Raw genomic sequence first — 16,996 nt, 5'->3', positions numbered from 1 at the left:
TCGTCGACGGTCGCGGCGGTGACACGCTCCACCGAACGCTGCGGTTCGAGCAGTTGCGCGACGAACGCCTGAATACCCTGGCGCGTGATCGAGTACGCTTCGTCGCCCGGCTTGACGCGGGCAGACTCCACCAGTTGATCGAGCAGCGAGACTTCACCCGCCGCGGCTTCTGCCGGCGCTGCTGCGCCGGATTGCTGTTGTTCGTCGCTCACCTTCAATCTCCTTCGTCCACGAAGTGCTGGCGCTGGTACTTGCCGCGCGTTACTTGTCTTGTGCGCCGAGTTCACCCAGCAGCCGGGCGCGCACGCCTTCGTCCTGAATCAGCTCTTGCAGGCGCTTGCGGAAGTCGGGCAGATTGCCGATGGGGCTCTTGAGCGCCTTCAGCGCATCGCGCAGTTCGAGCATCTGACGCAACTCGGGAATGCGTTCGGCGAGCGCATCAGGCGTGAAGTCGTTGATCGAGTCGAACTTGAGGTCGAGCGAGAGCACGTCGTCGGGACCGGCCTTTTCGTCGAGCTTGTTCGGCACCGAGAGTTGCAGGCCCAGCTTCTGGCCTTTGAGCACTTCGTTGAAGTTGTCTTTATCGACATTGATCGGCTTCATGTCTTCGATCGGCACGTCGTCCTGACGCAGCGTGAAGTCGCCGAGCACAAGCAGCTTGAGCGGCAGTTCCACTTCCGCCTGCGCGTCGCCCGTGGCCGGACGATAGACGATATTGACGCGTTCCTTCGGAGCTACCGAACCATCATTTGCCATTGCTGCCATCTCCAGATTCACGGCGCCGCGTTGGCAGTGCGACATCGATGAAAACGCGCGTCGGGGATCGCACCGACTTGACGCGGGCCGCTGCCATTGCATGCTCGGGCCGGCATGCCATCGCCTGAGCGCGGGATAACTAAAGAAATTACGTGTCGCTGATTGCGGATAACGGCGCGGGCCGGATTTGCTTGAGCCAGACCGTCGGATGCTTCGCTCGCGATTGAGCGCAAGGATCGGCCAGTCCAGGTGGGAAACTTTTCCCGAAGCTCGCAAGCCTTGCCCGGATTTGAGTGCGGCTCATTATAAACAGACGTATCTCAAAAACCCAACGCATTTTTATCAGTTCATATGCACGAAAGAATGACCGGGCAAAGCCGCATACGCCAATCGTCGAAATCTTTCGTTCGATGCATCGAAAACCTTTCACGACAAGGGCTTCGAAGCTTTGTCCAGCGCTTTACACCTTGGGCGCGAGCCACGAATCTTCGGCTTCGATGCCGTCCGGCTCGTAGGTCCAGGTAATCTTTTCATAGGTGAAAGCGAGGTCTTCCATATGGCCGATCTGCCGGTTGTTCGGGTCGAGGCAGTTCGGTGTCCATGACTTCATGCTGGTCAGGATGGCGTTCTCCAGCTTCGCTGGTGTAGTACTTCTCTTCCGTGCCCTTGGGCGAGATACGGTAGAACTCAAGCAGCACGGACTTGAGCTGCTCGCCGGAAGTCAGCGCCTGAAAAAGCTTCGGGCTGGATTTGTCGATTTCCTTGGCGACGGTCATCGCGCCGTGAACACGCTTGCCGGTTGGCAACCCCGTTTGCGGGCTCTTGGGGATTTCGATCACATGATCCACGGCCTGCACCAGGATCTTGCCTTCGTGGCCCTGAACTTTCGTTGCGCCTTCGATCTTTCCTTGATTTCGACCTTCGACGGTCAGATAGCACGGCATCGGCATGATTCACCTCTTCTTCGGTTGTGTGGTTGAAGCGCCTTTTTCTCCAGGTCCGGCGCATGGTTGTAGTGTCGGCGCGCGCGGTTGCGATAGGCGGCCGCGATCTCTTCGAGGTGTGGCGCACCATCATGGGCGGCAACGGTCTCGCGATGCTCGTGCTCGTGCTGGTGCCGAGCCTGCTCGGCTGGTGTTGAGGGGCTTTAATTCTGCTACTGGGTGCGCTAACTCTGCTAATACACCGTAGGTCAGGCGATTTGGAGCTTCTGCCGGTACTTGCTTACCAGAATAAGCAGCCGATCCATGTTTCGTGCTCGCCGCGCAATTGCTGCTGGAAACTGCTCGAGTGTTATGCCGTGCACCTCGCAGGCGGCGATGTTGGTGTCGAGCCATATCCGCTTCCAACGGGGGGCGGCTATATCAACGGGATTGAGCACAAGACATCGAAAGCAGTAGACCAGGTGCGGACGGTCTGACATCCACTTGGACGGGGTTTGGATCCGCGCAAGTCGGTGAGGGTCCAGACGGGCGAAACTTGATAGCGAGAGGAGCGCACCTTCCGATAACGGAGGAAACAGAACCCAGCCGGTATTAGCCAGAGTGGGGAATTCGCCTAGCCGATGAAACTCCCATATCTGAGCGACGCTCAGCTGATAGCGACTGGCGACACGTCCCAGCCAGCTTCCGAACGCCTCATCGGCGAAGGGGCGAGGCGAAACCGGCCACGGACGCAGGTCATTGGACCGCAACGCTGCTTACCTGTTCAAGATGATCGAGCCGTATTGCTTCGTCGCCGTTACGGATGGCGCATTCAGCGGCAGCGTTTAAGATTCGGGAGACTTCACCAGTGAGGCCGGAACTGGCAGCCAGGACGTATTGGGCGATGTCTCGCTGAGCGAGCCCGGACGGACAACGCAACGGTAGAATGCGCTCGAATGCGGACAGCAGCCTGCGAAAGGTTTCACTCTCACGCCAGCGCGGAATCTCGAACGGTGTGAAGCGGCTTGTTGATGCGCGCGCAAAACTGACCCACAGGGGGTGCGGACAAAATCTTGGACTACCTGGAGGTAGTCTGTGTACTCGTACGAAGACCGCATTCGAGCAGTTCAGCTTTATCTGAAGTTGGGCAAGCGTATCAAGGCGACAATCCGACGGCTGGGCTACCCGACAAAGAATTCTCTGAAGGCGTGGCATCGCGAATACGAACAGTGCCATGATTTGAGAACCGGCTATGTTCGTGCCGCGCCGAGGTATTCGGCCGAAGATAAACAGGTTGCCGTCGATTACTATCTGAGCCATGACCGATGTGCTGCTGCTACCTTGAAGGTTTTGGGCTACCCGAGTCGTGGGACATTTGCCAAATGGATCGAAGAACTGTGCCCGGAGATCGGAAAGCGTATTTTCGGCAGAGGGGCTGGCAGCGTACCGAAATCGTGCGAGGCCAGGCAGGCGGCGGTCATTGAACTGTGCACCAGAGATGAAAGCGCAAGTATGATTGCTCAGAGAGCGGGCGTGAGCAGGCCTCTGCTATACAACTGGAAGAACCAGCTACTTGGTCGGGAGGTTCCAGCATCCATGAAGCGTCCGAAGAAGCCAGCACCGAACCTTGAGCGTGCGGAGCTGGAGCAGCAGGTCGAATCGCTTCGACGTGACATCTGCAAGCTGGAGCTCGAGCGCGATATCCTCAAGAAGGCGAACGAACTGGTAAAAAAAGGGATGGGCATCGACCCGCATCTCCTGAGCAACCGGGAAAAAACGATGCTGGTTGATGCCCTGAAACAGACCTATCCGTTGCCAGAGCTGTTATCCGCCCTGATGCTTGCCCGCAGCTCCTACTTCTACCACCGTGCACGTCTGCTTGTCGCTGACAGGCATGCTGACGCGCGTCGCGTGATTGCAGACATCTTCGAATGTAATTACCGTTGTTATGGCTATCGTCGAATTCGGGCGGCGTTGAGCAGGCAGCAAGTATTTATCTCAGAAAAAGTCGTGCGACGTTTGATGCGACAGGAAGGCTTGGCCGCTGCCACAACCAGACGACGTCGCTATGGCTCCTATCGTGGAGAAATCACTCCCGCTCCGGCGAATCTCGTCAATCGTGATATCCGTGCAGCCGCCCCGAATCAGAAATGGCTCACGGACATCACCGAATTTCAAATCCCTGCCGGCAAGGTGTATCTGTCGCCGGTAATAGACTGCTTCGACGGACTCGTTGTGAGCTGGTCGATCGGCACGCGGCCCGATGCTGAACTTGTCAATGCCATGCTGGACTCTGCCATCGAGTCGGTAGCCGACAGCGATGATCGGCCAGTGGTCCACTCTGATCGCGGTGCTCACTATCGATGGCCGGGATGGCTATCCCGAATGCGCGATGCAAGACTTGTTCGCTCGATGTCACGCAAAGGATGTTCGCCGGACAACGCAGCGTGTGAGGGCTTCTTCGGGCGACTCAAGACGGAAATGTTCTATCTTCGTGATTGGCGAGCTACGACCGTTGATCAGTTTATCGAAGTCCTCGACTCCTATATCCGGTGGTACAACGCAACACGGATCAAGGTCTCGCTCGGCTCTCTTAGTCCGGTCGAGTACCGGCAATGTCTCGGAATCGCGGCATAAATGAGTCCAAGAATTTAGCCGCACCCCCACTGGCAGTCGGCTAATATTGGTCCGTCGACATCCGTGCGAGGATCGCAGGCAATCGCCGACGCACTAAAATTCTGGGCCTAAAATGGCCGCTCACAAATCTTTCAATTTAAAACCGTGATTTCATTCGACACCGGAAGTCATCGTTTCAATCTGCGGGCGGCCGCAGTAATATTTCAAGACGACTATGTCCTGCTGCATCAAGCCGAAGGTGACGACTTCTGGTGCCTTCCCGGGGGCCGAGTCGAGCCTGGAGAACATGCCGCACAGACTGTTATCCGCGAGATGGAAGAAGAGGTTGGCGCGTCGGTCCACATCGAGAAAACGCTCTGCATAGTTGAGAATTTCTTTGGTTATAACGGACGGCTGCACCATGAGATCGGTTTCTACATGTTCGCGCGCCTAGAGCCCGGATCGCCGTTGCTCGATCTAACGGCTTCGCATTATGGCTCGGAGGGGAACAAACGCCTTACCTTCACGTGGGTTCCTCGGCGAGGGCTGTCTGAGATAGATGTGCGGCCCGTATTTCTTCGTCAGCTGCTTCAAGCCGATTGCGCCGCCCTTGCACACGTGATCCAGCGTGAATCGCATTTTGAAGTCTCATACTGAGCGATGCTTCGCCCGGCAATTACGTCGAAGGAGGGACGGTTGATCCCGTCGTTAGTTCGAGTGCCGAGTTCGGCCATGCCCGGTCAATCGACAGGATTGCTCGATTGGATGACCGCCTTAAAGCGCCGGCATCGACCGCACATTCTGCTTAACTCAACGCAAAGCTTCTTCTGCCATCTAGCCTGGACGTCCGCCCGTAAATGCGCCTAGTCGACATACCAAGATGGGGATTGATAATTGGCGGGGCGGCTGTCATGTTTATCGGACAGATAGCGCTTATCCTTGTTGGATTTTGGGCTTGGGGACCTTCGCCTGGGCATGCAAAGCCGTTCGCGAACCACTCGTTTGCGTTTCAGCTACTTGTAACTGTCGTTGCCATGCCGTTCGTCGAGACGTTAATTGGGCAATGGCTTCCGATCCGCCTGGTAAGCGGAGTTCTTCGTCAACCGTTTTGGCTTGGTGGGCTTGCTTCAGCCATCGCATTTACCTGCCTGCATGGGTACACCGATCGCGCCGTCCTTAGCATCTTCTTGGGCGCGACGGTGCTCGCCGCCGTGTTCGTCATAGAAGCTCAGAGACTTGGCCGCCCAGTACTCAGTACTTACGTCACTCATGCACTGGCGAACGCCCTCGTGATCATGCTGCGACTCATTTAGCACGGTCAAGATTTGGCACGCGAGGCGCGAATGATTTTAATTGACAACGTTCGCGATGCCGAATGAAGTGTTTGCTCCAGCCAATCGAACGGCCGCTCACAGGATTGCCCAATGTCCCATTAGGGTCGACCCGTGCCGGTCGCTCGCGCCGCAACGCCATCTGAAAAGTCGGGCGGATATGATGACAGCTCGATCCGCAAACCCGCTCACGGACCTCGGATAGCAACGCACTCCAACAAGGCGTCCGGTGTCTGCGATCTGCAACCTCGCGCCCGGGGGAAAGCACTGCCATAGACATCCTTCGACCAGACGCGAACTGATGCCGGCACCACGGATCGAAACCTGGCCTGGCAGTTCGCGTTTTTCAGCCCGCCGTTGTAACAGCGAGACGCAGGCAAGAACGACACACATCATGCGGAGACTGCGCGTGCGCAATCGTTCGTGCAGAATCCAGACCGACCGCGTATGAGCCACGCAGCGCGCTGCAAAAGCGGCAACCCCGCCGGAGCGCGCGACTTTCGCCGAAGACAAACTAATCTCGCGCGGTACAGTTTTCAGACGATCGCTGTTGGCCCGCAAAATACATTTGGTTCATCCCTGCGTAGAAGCGGGACTCGAGGGCCCCACCGAGCGATCATGATCAGCGAAGCGGAGCAATGCCCTCGGCCACGCCAGCCGGCATACAGATGTGCTTGATTTCGGTGAAGTCGGCGAGCGCATCGTGACCATGGAGGCGCCCAAGCCCGCTTTGCCGGTATCCGCCGGTTTCCGCCTCCGCAAACAGCTTGTTGTGATCGTTGATCCAGACCGTTCCGTTACGCAGCGCCCGTGCCATGCGAAAGGCGCGCGGACCGTCGTGAGTCCAGACGCTGGCTGACAGGCCGAATACGCTATCGTTGGCCCTCGCGAGGGCTTCCTGGTCGCTTTCGAAGACTTCGAGCGTGACGAACGGCCCGAAGATTTCGTCCTGACAAAAGAACGCCTTCGGATCGCCGTGCTCCACGAGCGTCGGCGAAAGAAACGCATGGCCCGAGCGGCCGCCGCGCAGCAATACGCGATCACTCATATCGCATGCCCGTTCGATGGTCCGCTCGACCGCATCGCGCGTCGGGGCATCGATGAGCGCGCCGATATCCGTCGCCGGATCGATACCCGGTCCGACCTTCAGCGCCGCCAGCGCGCCCGCGAGGTTCTCGCGCATTTCCTGCGCACGCGACGCATGCACCAGCACGCGCCGCGCCGCCGTGCACTGCTGGCCGGAGATGATGGTCGCGGCGCGCGCAAGGCGTGGCGCGACGGCGGCAATGTCGGCATCGTCGAAAACGACGCAGCATGACTTGCCGCCCAGTTCCAGCGACAGCTTTTTCATGCTGTCCGCCGCCGCCGCCATGATCTTCTTGCCCGTCGCGGTCGAGCCGGTGAAGCTCACTACGTCCACGCCGTGTGAATCCGCAAGCCGCTGACTGGCGGCGTGCCCTTGTTCGTGTACGAGATTCACCGCGCCCTTCGGCAGCGCGGTGTGTTCGAGGCAGCGCAGCATCGCGGCAGTGACGAGCGAGGTCTGCGCGGCAGGCTTCACGACCGCCGTGCAACCCGCCGCGAGCGCGGGCGCGAGCGAACGCACGAGCAACACCGCCGGCGCGTTCCACGGCACGATGATGGCGGCCACGCCAGCGGCTTCGCGCAGCATCGTCGAAATGACGCCCGGCTCCGGTTCGAGCACGTGCCCCGCGATATGCCGCGCGAGCCCGGCGTAATAGCGCACTTCGGAGATGGCGCCCGCGATCTCGCCGCGCGATTGCCCGATCGCCTTGCCGTTTTCGCGCGTGAGCAGCGTGGCGAGCGATTCGCGCTGCTGTTCGAGCGCGACGGCCCATGCAAGCAGTACGTCCTGACGCAGACGCGCGTCCTGCGCCCAGGTCGTGCGGTCGAACACGTGGCGCGCGGCGGCGATAGCGGCGTCGGCTTCGTGCGCGCCGCCGTCGGCGTACTGGCCGAGGGCGTCGCCCGTCGCGGGATCGATGCTGTCGAGCGTCGGCGTGCCGGTCCATTCGCCGCCGATCCAGTGCAATGCGTTCATGCTGATGTTTCCTTGAGTGATGATTTCGATTCGGATGACGAAGTGCTCGACGCTTGATGCAGCTCGTCGCCGATGATCGCAATGAGCGCCTCCGCTGCCGCGCTCAACGGCCTGCGCGGATGGCTGACACAGACGATATGGCGCACGATGCGCGGCGCGAGGATAGGGTACGCGCGCAAGGTTCCATGCCGCGCGGCACGCTCCACGACGATGCGCGGAAGAATCGTCGCAAAGCGCGTGTGCTCGACGAGCTTGAGAATGGTGGAAAGCACGTCGATCTCGAAGCGTGGTGCGAGCAGCACGTCTTCATGCTGCGCGGCGCTGTCGAGCACGCCGCGCAATCCGTGGCGCTTGGTCGGCAATACGAGTTCGAGTTCGGGCAACTGTGCCAGTTCGATCGTGTGCGGCAAGTCCGGACCGTGCGCGGCGCTCGTCGCGAGCACCATCTCCTCGTCGAGCAGCGCACGCGAATCCAGCGAAAGGCGTGCGCGTGGCTTGTTGATGATCGCGGCATCCAGCTGACCGCCCGCCACCCAGTCGATGAACGTCGCGCTGTAGCCATCGGCGACGGTGACTTCGACATCGGGATAGCGCGCGTGAAAACGCGCGAGCGAGTCCGCGAGCACGCTCTCCGTCACCGATGCGATCAGCCCAATGCCCACATGCCCCGTCATGACTTCATCGCGCTGGACGAGTTGTTGGCGCGCGTGCGCGAGGTCCCGCATGATCGGCAGAAAGAGTCGATACATGAGCCGCCCCGCCGCGGTCGGCGCCATGCCGTGCGCGCCGCGCTCGAAGAGTTGCTGATGCAGTTCGTCTTCCAGCTTCGCGATCTGCATGCTCAACGCCGGCTGCACGATGTTCAGCCGCTTGGCCGCACGCGTGACCGAACCGTCTTCGAAGAGCGCGATGAAGTACTGGATTTGCTTGAGGTCCATTCGATCCCTTCGGCATCAGCGACGCTAATACCTTCTGCGTCCATTATCACGACGTAGCAATCGCTCATTAACGCAGTTCTGTGCGAAACGCCTGCGCCAGCTGCGTGCGTAAAGGAGCTATTGATACGCAACTGTAAGAACGCTGTCATCGGGGCTAACACGGATATAAGAGCCGATGATCCGCCGCATCAAAAAACAGTATTAGAACTTATGGAGCGATCTCGCTACGCTTCAACCGTACCTTGCTGCGGCGTCCTGGCCGCATCGACAGGCGACGAGCAGGCAACAGCTGGAGGCACGATGAACACACGCGATGCCGCACCGCACGGCACTTCCTCATTGCAGTGGGCTCGCCCGGAATCGGACGCGGGTTCCCTCTCGCTGCGCGACTGGCTTGCGTATCTCGCGAAGACCGGACGGGTCGCGGCGATCGACAAGCCGGTGGCGCTCGAACACGAACTGGCGGCCATTGCGAAGCGGCTCGACGGCTCGAAAGCCGCGTTTTTCACGCGTCCGGGCGGACATGCGATCCCGGTCGTAAGCGGCTTCATGGCGAAGCGCGCGTGGATCGCCGAAGCAATGGGTGTGGAAGAAGCCGGGCTGCTCGCGCGATTTTCCGCTGCCGCCGCCGCGCCGCTCGCCTCGAAGGTCGTCGCGCGCGATGACGCGCCGTGCCAGCAAGTAGTGCATACGAACGGCATCAACCTGCATGCGCTCCTGCCCATTCCCACGCACAGCGAGCACGACAACGGCCCGTACATCACGGCGGGTCTCGTGATCGCCCGCAATCCGCGCACCGGCGTGCAGAACGTCTCCATCAACCGGATCCAGGTGCATGGCCCCGACCGCATGGCGATTCTGCTGCTGCCGCGCCATCTGTATGCGTTCCAGCGCGCAGCCGAAGAAGCGGGCGATGCACTCGACGTGGCCGTGGCCATCGGCGTCGATCCGCTGACGATGCTCGCGTCGCAGGCCATCACGCCGATCGATCACGACGAACTGGAGATCGCGGGCGCGCTGCACGGTGCACCGCTGCCGGTCGTGCCATGCGTGACGAACGGCGTGCATGTGCCGGCGTTTGCCGAGATCGTCATCGAAGGCCGCATTTTGCCGAACGTGCGCGAGCCGGAAGGCCCGTTCGGCGAGTTCCCGAAGTACTACAGCGCGAAGGAAGCACGCGAAGTCATCGAAGTCACGGCGCTCACGCATCGGCGCGACCCGATTTTTCATACCATCGTGCCGGCCGAGATGGAGCACCTGCTGCTCGGTGCGATTCCGCGCGAAGCCACGCTGCTCGCGCATCTGCAACGCAGCCATCCGGCGGTTACGGACGTGCATCTGTCGGTGGGCGGCGTGTGCCGCTATCACCTGTGGGTGCAGTTCGACAAGAAGCGCGAAGGCGAGGCGAAGAACGTGATTCTGTGCGCGTTCGGCGCGCACTACGACATCAAGCAGGTCGTCGTGGTCGATTCCGACGTGAACGTGCACGATCCCACCGAGATCGAATGGGCGATCGCTACGCGCTTCCAGGCCGACCGCGACCTCGTGGTGGTGGCGGGCGCGCAAGGGTCGCCGCTCGATCCCTCGACAACGGTCGGCCTTCCGGAAGACGCGCCCGCGCATCTGCAAGGCGTGAGCGCGAAGATGGGTCTCGACGCCACGCGCCCGGTCGTCTATCCGGCGCACGTCTTCACGCGCGTGCGCATTCCGGGACAAGACACGGTCGATCTCGACGCGCTCGTCGCCGGCGACGACAGCGCACTGAACGCCTACCTCACACGCGATGATGGCTGAACGAAAGAAGCGCATCGTCGTCGGCATCTCGGGCGCGAGCGGCGCGGCGATCGGCGTGCGGCTGCTCGCCGCGCTGCGCCGGCTCGGCACGCACGAGACGCATCTGATCGTCTCGGCGTCTGGTGCGGTCACGGCGGCGCAGGAACTCGGCCTCACGCGCGGCGACCTCGACACGCTCGCCGATATCGTGCACAACGTGCGGGACATCGGCGCGGCGGTGGCGAGCGGTTCGTTCCTGAGCGACGGCATGGTGATCGCGCCCTGTTCGATGAAGACGCTCGCCGGCGTTGCAATCGGCTTCGCGGACAACCTGCTGACCCGCGCCGCCGACGTGATGCTCAAGGAGCGCCGCCGCCTCGTGCTGGTTGCGCGCGAGACGCCGCTCAACCTCGCGCATCTGCGCAACATGACGCTCGCGACCGAAATGGGCGCGATCGTGATGCCGCCGGTTCCCGCGTTCTACGCGCATCCGAAGACCATCGACGATGTGGTCGATCACACGGTCGGGCGCATCCTGGATTTGTTCGGCATCGAGCACGGCGAGATTGCGCGCCGCTGGAACGGTCTCGCCGATGAGTTCGGCAGCCGCGCCGGGACCGAGACCGACCGAGACCAGGGAGTGACGCCATGAACCAGCGCGAGACCGGCTTCGCCGATACCGGCGCGCGCGTCGCCGACCACGCCGCCGCCGCGCCTGAGCGCCACGTCGGCCGTCCGATGCCGCGCGTCGAAGACCCCGCGATCCTGACCGGCCGTGGCCGCTACGGCGACGACCTCGCCGTGAAGCCCGGCACGTTGCAGGCCGCGATTCTGCGCTCGCCGCATGCACATGCGGATCTCGTGTCCATCGACATCGAAGCTGCGTCGAAGCTGCACGGCGTGCGCGCGATTCTGACGCGCAAGGACTTGCGTCCGTGGTCGCGGCCGTTCGTCGTCGGCGTGAAGTCGCCGATGGAGCAGTGGGCGCTCGCGATGGACCGCGTGCGTTATGTCGGCGAGCCGGTCGCGGTCGTGATGGCGGAGTCGCGCGCCATCGCCGAAGACGCGCTCGATCTCATCAAGGTCGATTACGCGCTGCGCGATCCGGTCACGTCCATCGAGCAGGCGGTGGCGGACGAATCGCCGGTGCTGCACGAGCGCGTGGGCACCAACGTGATCAGCGACCGGCATTTCAGCTATGGCGATCCGCAAGCCGCGTTCGAACGCGCGCCGCATCGGGTGAAACTCGTCGCGCACTATCCGCGCAATACGTGTGCGCCGATCGAATGCGGCGTGGTGATCGCCGAATATCTGTCGGGCGGCGAGGGCTACGACGTCACCTCGAATTTCATGGGACCGTTCTCGCTGCATGCCGTCATGGCCATGGCGCTCAACGTCCCCGCGAACCGTCTGCGGCACAAGGCGCCGCGCGATTCGGGCGGCAGCTTCGGCGTGAAGCAGGCGGTGTTTCCGTACGTCGTGCTGATGTGCCTCGCATCGCGCAAGGCCGGCGCGCCGGTGAAATGGGTCGAGGACCGGCTCGAACACCTGAGCGCGGCGACCTCCGCGACCGCGCGCCTCTCTACGATCGAGGCGGCAGTGGAAAGCGATGGGCGCATCGCCGCGCTGTCATACGATCAGCTGGAGGACGTCGGCGGCTACGTGCGCGCGCCCGAACCCGCAACTTTCTACCGGATGCACGGCTGCCTCACAGGCGCCTATGCCATTCCGAATCTCGCCGTGCGCAACCGCGTCGTGTTGACCAACAAGACGCCGACCGGCCTCGTGCGCGGCTTTGGCGGACCGCAAGTGTATTTCGCGCTGGAGCGGCTGATTCAGCGCATCGCCATCGAACTCAAGCTCGATGTGCTCGACGTGTACCGCCGCAACTTCGTTCCCGCCGATGCGTTTCCGTACCGCGCGGCCGCCGGCGCGCTGCTCGATTCGGGCAACTATCAGGAGGCGCTGCGTCTTTCGATGGCGCAAGGCGGCTACGAAGCGCTCGTCGCCCGGCGCGACGCCGCGCGCAAGGAAGGGCGCCTTTATGGCATCGGCTTCGCGGCGATCGTCGAGCCATCCGTGTCGAACATGGGCTATATCACGACCGTGATGCCGCCCGACGCGCGGAAGAAGGCCGGTCCGAAGAACGGTGCGATCGCGAGTGCGACCGTGAGCGTGGATCTGCTGGGCGGCGTGATCGTTACGATTGCCTCGACGCCCGCGGGCCAGGGCCACATGACCGTGTGCGCGCAAGTCGTCGCCGATGTGCTCGGACTCGACCCGCAGGACATCGTCGTGAACGTGGAATTCGACACGCACAAGGACGCGTGGTCCGTCGCGGCGGGCAACTATTCGAGCCGCTTCGCGGGTGCGGTGGCGGGCACTGTGCATCTGGCCGCGACGCGCGTGCGGGACAAGCTCGCGCGCATTCTCGCGAAGCAGTTCGGGTGCGCCGCCGCCGACGTTTGTTTCGAGCATGCACGTATCTTCCCGAAAGATGCCGAGGACCGCGCTCTGCCGTTTGCGCGCGCGGCGAGCAACGCGCCGCACTGGGCGCCCGCGCTTCTGCCCGAGGGCGAAAAGCCGGGCTTGCGCGAGACCGTCTTCTGGTCGCCGCCGCACATGGACGCGCCGGATGAGCAGGACCGGATCAACACGTCGGCGGCGTATGGCTTCGCGTTCGACATGTGCGCCGTCGAAGTGGACCGTGCGACGGGACGCGTGCGCATCGACCGCTACGTGACCGCGCACGACGCCGGCACGATCCTGAATCCCGCGCTCGCCGACGGCCAGATTCGCGGCGCGTTCGCGCAAGGGCTGGGCGCGGCGCTGATGGAAGAGTTCCGCTATGGCGCGGACGGCAGCTTCCAGTCCGGCACGCTCGCCGACTATCTGATGCCGACGACCTGCGAAGTGCCCGATCCGGTGATCGTGCATCTGCAAACGCCGTCGCCGTTCACGCCGCTCGGCGCGAAAGGTCTCGGCGAAGGCAACAACATGAGCACGCCTGCGTGCATCGCGAATGCGGTGGCGGACGCGCTCGGAGTCGACGACATCTGTCTGCCGCTCACGCCGCAGAAGGTGATGGCGCTGATCGGCATCGACGATCCCGAACCTTCGCGGCCCGAGTATCGCGCCGCTGCCACGAAGCCCGCAGCGGCGGGCGGCGGCAAGGCGTTGACGGCGCAGGGCACGGTCGATTTGCCCGCGACGCCCGAAGCGGTGTTCGCCGTGCTGCTCGACCCGAAGGCGCTCGCCAACGTCATTCCAGGCTGTCACGCGCTGGACGAGACCGCGCCGAACCAGTATCGCGCGGACGTGACGGTGGGCGTCGGCATGATCAAGGCACGCTTCGAGGCGCATATCGGCTTGTCCGAGATCGACGCGCCGCGACGGCTGCGTCTCGCGGGCGCGGGCATGTCCCCGCTCGGCAGCGCGCGGGGCAGTGGTCTCGTCGAACTGACGCCGCAGGGCAATGGCACGCGCCTCACGTACGACTACGAAGCGCAGGTTTCGGGCAAGGTCGCGGCGGTCGGCGGACGCATGCTCGAAGGCGCGGCGAAGGTGGTGCTCAGGCAATTGTTCGAATCGCTCGGCCGGCAGGCGGCGGGCAAGCCGGTTGTGCAGCGCAGGTCGTGGATCGCGCGGCTCTTCGGCCGTTTCGGGAGGCGAGCATGAAGCCCGCGCCGTTCGACTATCTGCGCGCGATGACGACGCAGGACGCGCTCGCCGCGCTCGCGGAAAACGGCGAGGACGCCCGCGTGCTGGCAGGCGGGCAGTCGCTGATGGCCGTGCTCAACATGCGGCTCGCGCAGCCGCGCGTGCTGGTCGATATCTCGCGCACCGCCGAGCTGGACGCGGTGCGCGTCGACGACCGCGCAGGGCATCTCGTCGTGAGCGCGGCGGCGACGCAGGGCAGCGTCGAATGGCGCCGCTCGTTGCGCGACGAAGTGCCCCTGCTCGCGATGGCGTTCCCGAACATCTCGCATTTTCAGATTCGCAATCGCGGGACGGTGTGCGGTTCCATCGCGCATGCCGATCCGAGCGCGGAACTGCCGCTCGTGCTGACCGCGCTCGGCGGCGACGTCATGCTGCGCTCGAAAAAGAAGCGCCGCACGCTCGCGGCGCAGGACTTCTTCCAGGGAATGCTGATGACGGCGCGCGAGCCGGACGAACTGGTGGAAGCCGTGCGCTTTCCGCTGAAAAAGCCCGGCGAGCGTTACGCGTTCGCGGAGTTCTCGGCGCGGCACGGCGATTTCGCGGTGGTCGCGTGCGCGACGGTCGTGACGGACGACGCGATCCGCATCGCGGTGGGCGGCGTCGCGGACCGGCCGGTTGCCGAGACCTGGCCGCGTCTGACGGGCGACGACTTGCGGGGCGCATTGAACGACCTGAGCTGGAAACTAAACGCGCAGGACGACGCGCACATCAGCGCGAAATATCGCCGGAATCTGGTCCGGCAATTGGGATGGCGCGTAATCGAGGAGGCGAAGTGAGCAACACGGCGGACAACCTCATGCGGCACGGCGAGCAGCAGCGCATCATGCTGACGCTCAACGGCCATGAACGCAGCGGCTATGGCGAGCCGCGCGAACTACTGTCGGATTTTATCCGCAACGAACTGGGCGCGACGGGCACGCACGTCGGCTGCGAGCACGGCGTCTGCGGCGCATGTACCGTACACGTGGATGGCGTCGCGGCGCGCTCGTGCCTGATGCTCGCGGTGCAGGCGCACGGAAGGCGCATCGATACCGTCGAAGGTCTCGCGCCGCAGCAGACGCTCGGCGACCTGCAGCAGGCGTTCCAGCGTCATCATGCGCTGCAGTGCGGCTTTTGCACGGCGGGCATCCTGATGTCGTGCGCGGACTATCTGCAACGCGTCCCGAATCCGAGCGAGGAACAGGTGCGCGAGATGCTCTCGGGTCATATCTGCCGCTGTACGGGCTATACGCCGATCGTCGCGGCCGTGCTCGACGTCGCCGCGCGCCGTCAGGCGGCGGCAGGCGCGAAGGAGGCCGAACATGCTTGATCTCGGCCGCACTTTCCTGCAAAGCGTCGAGCGCAGCCCGGACGCGCTCGCGCTCGTCGACGGCGACCTGCAACTGACGTATGCGGCGTGGCATCGCGTGATTCTGAATGTCGCCGATGCGCTGCGCACGCTCGGCCTGCAACGCGGCGACCGGCTGCTCGTCGTCCTGCAGAACCGCTGGGAAATGGCGACGCTGCATTGGGCGGCGCAGTTCGCGGGCATCGTGATCGTGCCACTAAACTGGCGCGCGAAGCTGGAGGAAGTCGAATACTGCGTGACCGATGCCGGCGTGAAGGCCATCGTCTACGAACCAGTTTGCGCGGATGCCGTGATGCAGAGCGCGTCGGCGCAAAACCTGCCGCGCGTCGCACTCGACGATGCACCCGGCGGCACGGCGACGTTCGACGTACTGACTGCGGAACGCGCGCAGGAAGGCAGCGGCGAGACGACTCACGCCACCGCCGACGACATCTCGCTCATCCTCTATACGTCCGGCACCACCGGCAAGCCGAAGGGCGTGCCGCGCCGTCACCGGCACGAACGCGCGGGCGCGCTCGCGCACGTCGCGCAGAACCTGTACCGGCGCGGCGAACGCACGCTCGGCGTGATGCCGCTCTATCACACGATGGGCGTGCGCTCGCTGCTTTCGATGGCGCTCGTGGATGGCGTCTTCGTGTGCGTGCGCCGCTGGAACGCGAAGCTCGCGCTCGAATCCATCGCAAGACACCGGCTGACGTGCCTGTATCTCGTGCCCACGCTCTATCACGATCTGTTCGCCGACAGCGGGTTTGCGAGCACGGACACATCCTCGGTCAGAAAGCTCGGCTTCGCGGGCGCCCCGATGAACGACGGCCTGCTCAAACGCCTGTCGGCCGCATTCGAGCCGGAGCTGTTCGTCAATCACTACGGCTCGTCCGAGGTGTACACGTTCAGCATCGACCAGGACGCAACGAGAAAGCCGGGCAGCGCGGGGCGCGCGGGCATCAACACGCGGCTGCGCGTGGTGACGCTCGACGCGGTCTCGCCCGGCGAAACCGCCGCCGCCGGCGAGGAAGGCCAGATCATTGCGGACCTGCTCGGCGACGAAGCGTTCGAAGGCTACTGGAACCGTCCCGACGCGAACGCGAAGTCCCTGCGCGGCGGCTGGTACTTCACCGGCGACACCGGCTACTTCGACGCCGACGGCGATCTCTACGTGACGGGTCGCGTGGACGACATGATCATCAGCGGCGGCGAGAACATTTCGCCGGTCGATATCGAGTCGGTGCTCTCGCTGCATCCGGCCGTCGATGAAGTCGCGGTCGCGGGCGTCAAGGACGAGCGTTGGGGCCAGCGTGTGGTCGCGTTCATCAAGCGGCACGAATACGTCGATGCCGAAGGTCTCGACGCCTGGTGCCGCCAGTCCAACCTCGTCAACTTCAAGCGCCCGCGCGACTACGTGTTCGTCGATGACATTCCGAAGTCGCCGGTCGGAAAAATCCTGCGCCGCAAGCTCTCGGCGGGCGAATATGCGCCCGACAGCCAGGCAACGCCCGCGCAACCTGCAGAAACCACGAAGGAGTAACCCG

13 protein-coding genes and 2 pseudogenes are annotated in these 16,996 nt (G+C 63.2%); 9 read left to right on the top strand and 6 right to left on the bottom strand.

Features of this window, described 5'->3' with window-relative positions; translation table 11 throughout:
* From NCT03_RS23240 to NCT03_RS23230, 3 genes and pseudogenes are all read right to left on the bottom strand, one after another.
* Window positions 1–212, bottom strand: a pseudogene (locus NCT03_RS23240) (type VI secretion system contractile sheath large subunit); the annotation flags it as partial.
* Window positions 213–261: 49 nt separating this feature from the next.
* Window positions 262–756, bottom strand: coding sequence for a type VI secretion system contractile sheath small subunit (tssB, locus tag NCT03_RS23235; protein ID WP_244831862.1), 495 nt, complete (start codon window positions 754–756; stop codon window positions 262–264).
* A 460-nt stretch (window positions 757–1,216) separates the two neighbouring features.
* A pseudogene (locus tag NCT03_RS23230) lies at window positions 1,217–1,706 on the bottom strand (Hcp family type VI secretion system effector).
* A gap of 56 nt (window positions 1,707–1,762) precedes the next feature.
* On the opposite strand from NCT03_RS23230, the gene NCT03_RS33865 reads away from it, so the two are divergent.
* A complete protein-coding gene (locus NCT03_RS33865; protein WP_284503431.1) occupies window positions 1,763–1,897 on the top strand; it encodes a hypothetical protein in 135 nt (44 codons plus the stop codon).
* 51 nt (window positions 1,898–1,948) lie between these two features.
* Here NCT03_RS33865 and NCT03_RS23225 read toward each other — a convergent pair whose 3' ends face one another.
* On the bottom strand, window positions 1,949–2,449 hold the full coding sequence (locus tag NCT03_RS23225; RefSeq protein ID WP_250494070.1) for a TniQ family protein: 501 nt from the start codon (window positions 2,447–2,449) through the stop codon (window positions 1,949–1,951).
* Between the two features lie 325 nt (window positions 2,450–2,774).
* Between NCT03_RS23225 and NCT03_RS23220 the strand changes: the two genes are divergently transcribed.
* A complete protein-coding gene (locus NCT03_RS23220) occupies window positions 2,775–4,316 on the top strand; it encodes an IS3 family transposase (protein WP_250494069.1) in 1,542 nt (513 codons plus the stop codon).
* Window positions 4,317–4,460: 144 nt separating this feature from the next.
* A complete protein-coding gene (locus tag NCT03_RS23215) occupies window positions 4,461–4,952 on the top strand; it encodes an NUDIX hydrolase (RefSeq protein ID WP_250468116.1) in 492 nt (163 codons plus the stop codon).
* Between the two features lie 1,296 nt (window positions 4,953–6,248).
* Here NCT03_RS23215 and NCT03_RS23210 read toward each other — a convergent pair.
* Window positions 6,249–7,688, bottom strand: a complete 1,440-nt coding sequence (locus tag NCT03_RS23210; protein ID WP_250468115.1) for an aldehyde dehydrogenase family protein — start codon at window positions 7,686–7,688, stop codon at window positions 6,249–6,251.
* Window positions 7,685–8,626, bottom strand: coding sequence for a LysR family transcriptional regulator (locus tag NCT03_RS23205; protein WP_250468114.1), 942 nt, complete (start codon window positions 8,624–8,626; stop codon window positions 7,685–7,687). The genes NCT03_RS23210 and NCT03_RS23205 overlap by 4 nt, the downstream gene beginning before the upstream one ends.
* Window positions 8,627–8,926: 300 nt before the next feature.
* On the opposite strand from NCT03_RS23205, the gene NCT03_RS23200 reads away from it, so the two are divergent.
* Genes NCT03_RS23200 through NCT03_RS23175 form a run of 6 tightly spaced genes read left to right on the top strand, consistent with a single transcriptional unit; the run spans window position 8,927 to window position 16,992 of the window.
* The gene (locus NCT03_RS23200) at window positions 8,927–10,420 is read left to right on the top strand and encodes a UbiD family decarboxylase (protein ID WP_250494068.1); all 1,494 of its coding nucleotides are present in this window, start codon (window positions 8,927–8,929) and stop codon (window positions 10,418–10,420) included.
* Entirely contained in the window at window positions 10,413–11,051 is a 639-nt protein-coding gene (locus NCT03_RS23195) for a UbiX family flavin prenyltransferase (RefSeq protein ID WP_250494072.1), read from the top strand. Before NCT03_RS23200 ends, NCT03_RS23195 begins: the two co-directional genes overlap by 8 nt.
* Window positions 11,048–14,077 (top strand): xanthine dehydrogenase family protein molybdopterin-binding subunit, encoded by a 3,030-nt coding sequence (locus NCT03_RS23190; protein WP_250468112.1) that lies wholly within the window; start codon window positions 11,048–11,050, stop codon window positions 14,075–14,077. The genes NCT03_RS23195 and NCT03_RS23190 overlap by 4 nt, the downstream gene beginning before the upstream one ends.
* The gene (locus tag NCT03_RS23185) at window positions 14,074–14,895 is read left to right on the top strand and encodes an FAD binding domain-containing protein (RefSeq protein WP_250494067.1); all 822 of its coding nucleotides are present in this window, start codon (window positions 14,074–14,076) and stop codon (window positions 14,893–14,895) included. The genes NCT03_RS23190 and NCT03_RS23185 overlap by 4 nt, the downstream gene beginning before the upstream one ends.
* The gene (locus NCT03_RS23180; RefSeq protein WP_250494066.1) at window positions 14,892–15,428 is read left to right on the top strand and encodes a (2Fe-2S)-binding protein; all 537 of its coding nucleotides are present in this window, start codon (window positions 14,892–14,894) and stop codon (window positions 15,426–15,428) included. The genes NCT03_RS23185 and NCT03_RS23180 overlap by 4 nt, the downstream gene beginning before the upstream one ends.
* Window positions 15,421–16,992 (top strand): AMP-binding protein, encoded by a 1,572-nt coding sequence (locus NCT03_RS23175; protein WP_250468109.1) that lies wholly within the window; start codon window positions 15,421–15,423, stop codon window positions 16,990–16,992. Before NCT03_RS23180 ends, NCT03_RS23175 begins: the two co-directional genes overlap by 8 nt.
* Window positions 16,993–16,996: the final 4 nt, after the last annotated feature.

The organism is Caballeronia sp. GAWG1-1 (assembly GCF_023631465.1).
Classification (GTDB): domain Bacteria; phylum Pseudomonadota; class Gammaproteobacteria; order Burkholderiales; family Burkholderiaceae; genus Caballeronia.
This window is presented reverse-complemented; position numbering and strand designations above follow the sequence as displayed.

Bases quoted from the DNA above. Each gene is read 5' to 3' on its own strand.
- NCT03_RS23195 (WP_250494072.1), top strand. From the start codon at position 10,413: ATGGCTGAACGAAAGAAGCGCATCGTCGTCGGCATCTCGGGCGCGAGC.
- NCT03_RS23185 (WP_250494067.1), top strand. From the start codon at position 14,074: ATGAAGCCCGCGCCGTTCGACTATCTGCGCGCGATGACGACGCAGGAC.
- NCT03_RS33865 (WP_284503431.1), top strand. From the start codon at position 1,763: ATGGTTGTAGTGTCGGCGCGCGCGGTTGCGATAGGCGGCCGCGATCTC.
- NCT03_RS23205 (WP_250468114.1), bottom strand. From the start codon at position 8,626: ATGGACCTCAAGCAAATCCAGTACTTCATCGCGCTCTTCGAAGACGGT.
- NCT03_RS23210 (WP_250468115.1), bottom strand. From the start codon at position 7,688: ATGAACGCATTGCACTGGATCGGCGGCGAATGGACCGGCACGCCGACG.
- NCT03_RS23190 (WP_250468112.1), top strand. From the start codon at position 11,048: ATGAACCAGCGCGAGACCGGCTTCGCCGATACCGGCGCGCGCGTCGCC.
- NCT03_RS23200 (WP_250494068.1), top strand. From the start codon at position 8,927: ATGAACACACGCGATGCCGCACCGCACGGCACTTCCTCATTGCAGTGG.
- tssB (WP_244831862.1), bottom strand. From the start codon at position 756: ATGGCAAATGATGGTTCGGTAGCTCCGAAGGAACGCGTCAATATCGTC.
- NCT03_RS23175 (WP_250468109.1), top strand. From the start codon at position 15,421: ATGCTTGATCTCGGCCGCACTTTCCTGCAAAGCGTCGAGCGCAGCCCG.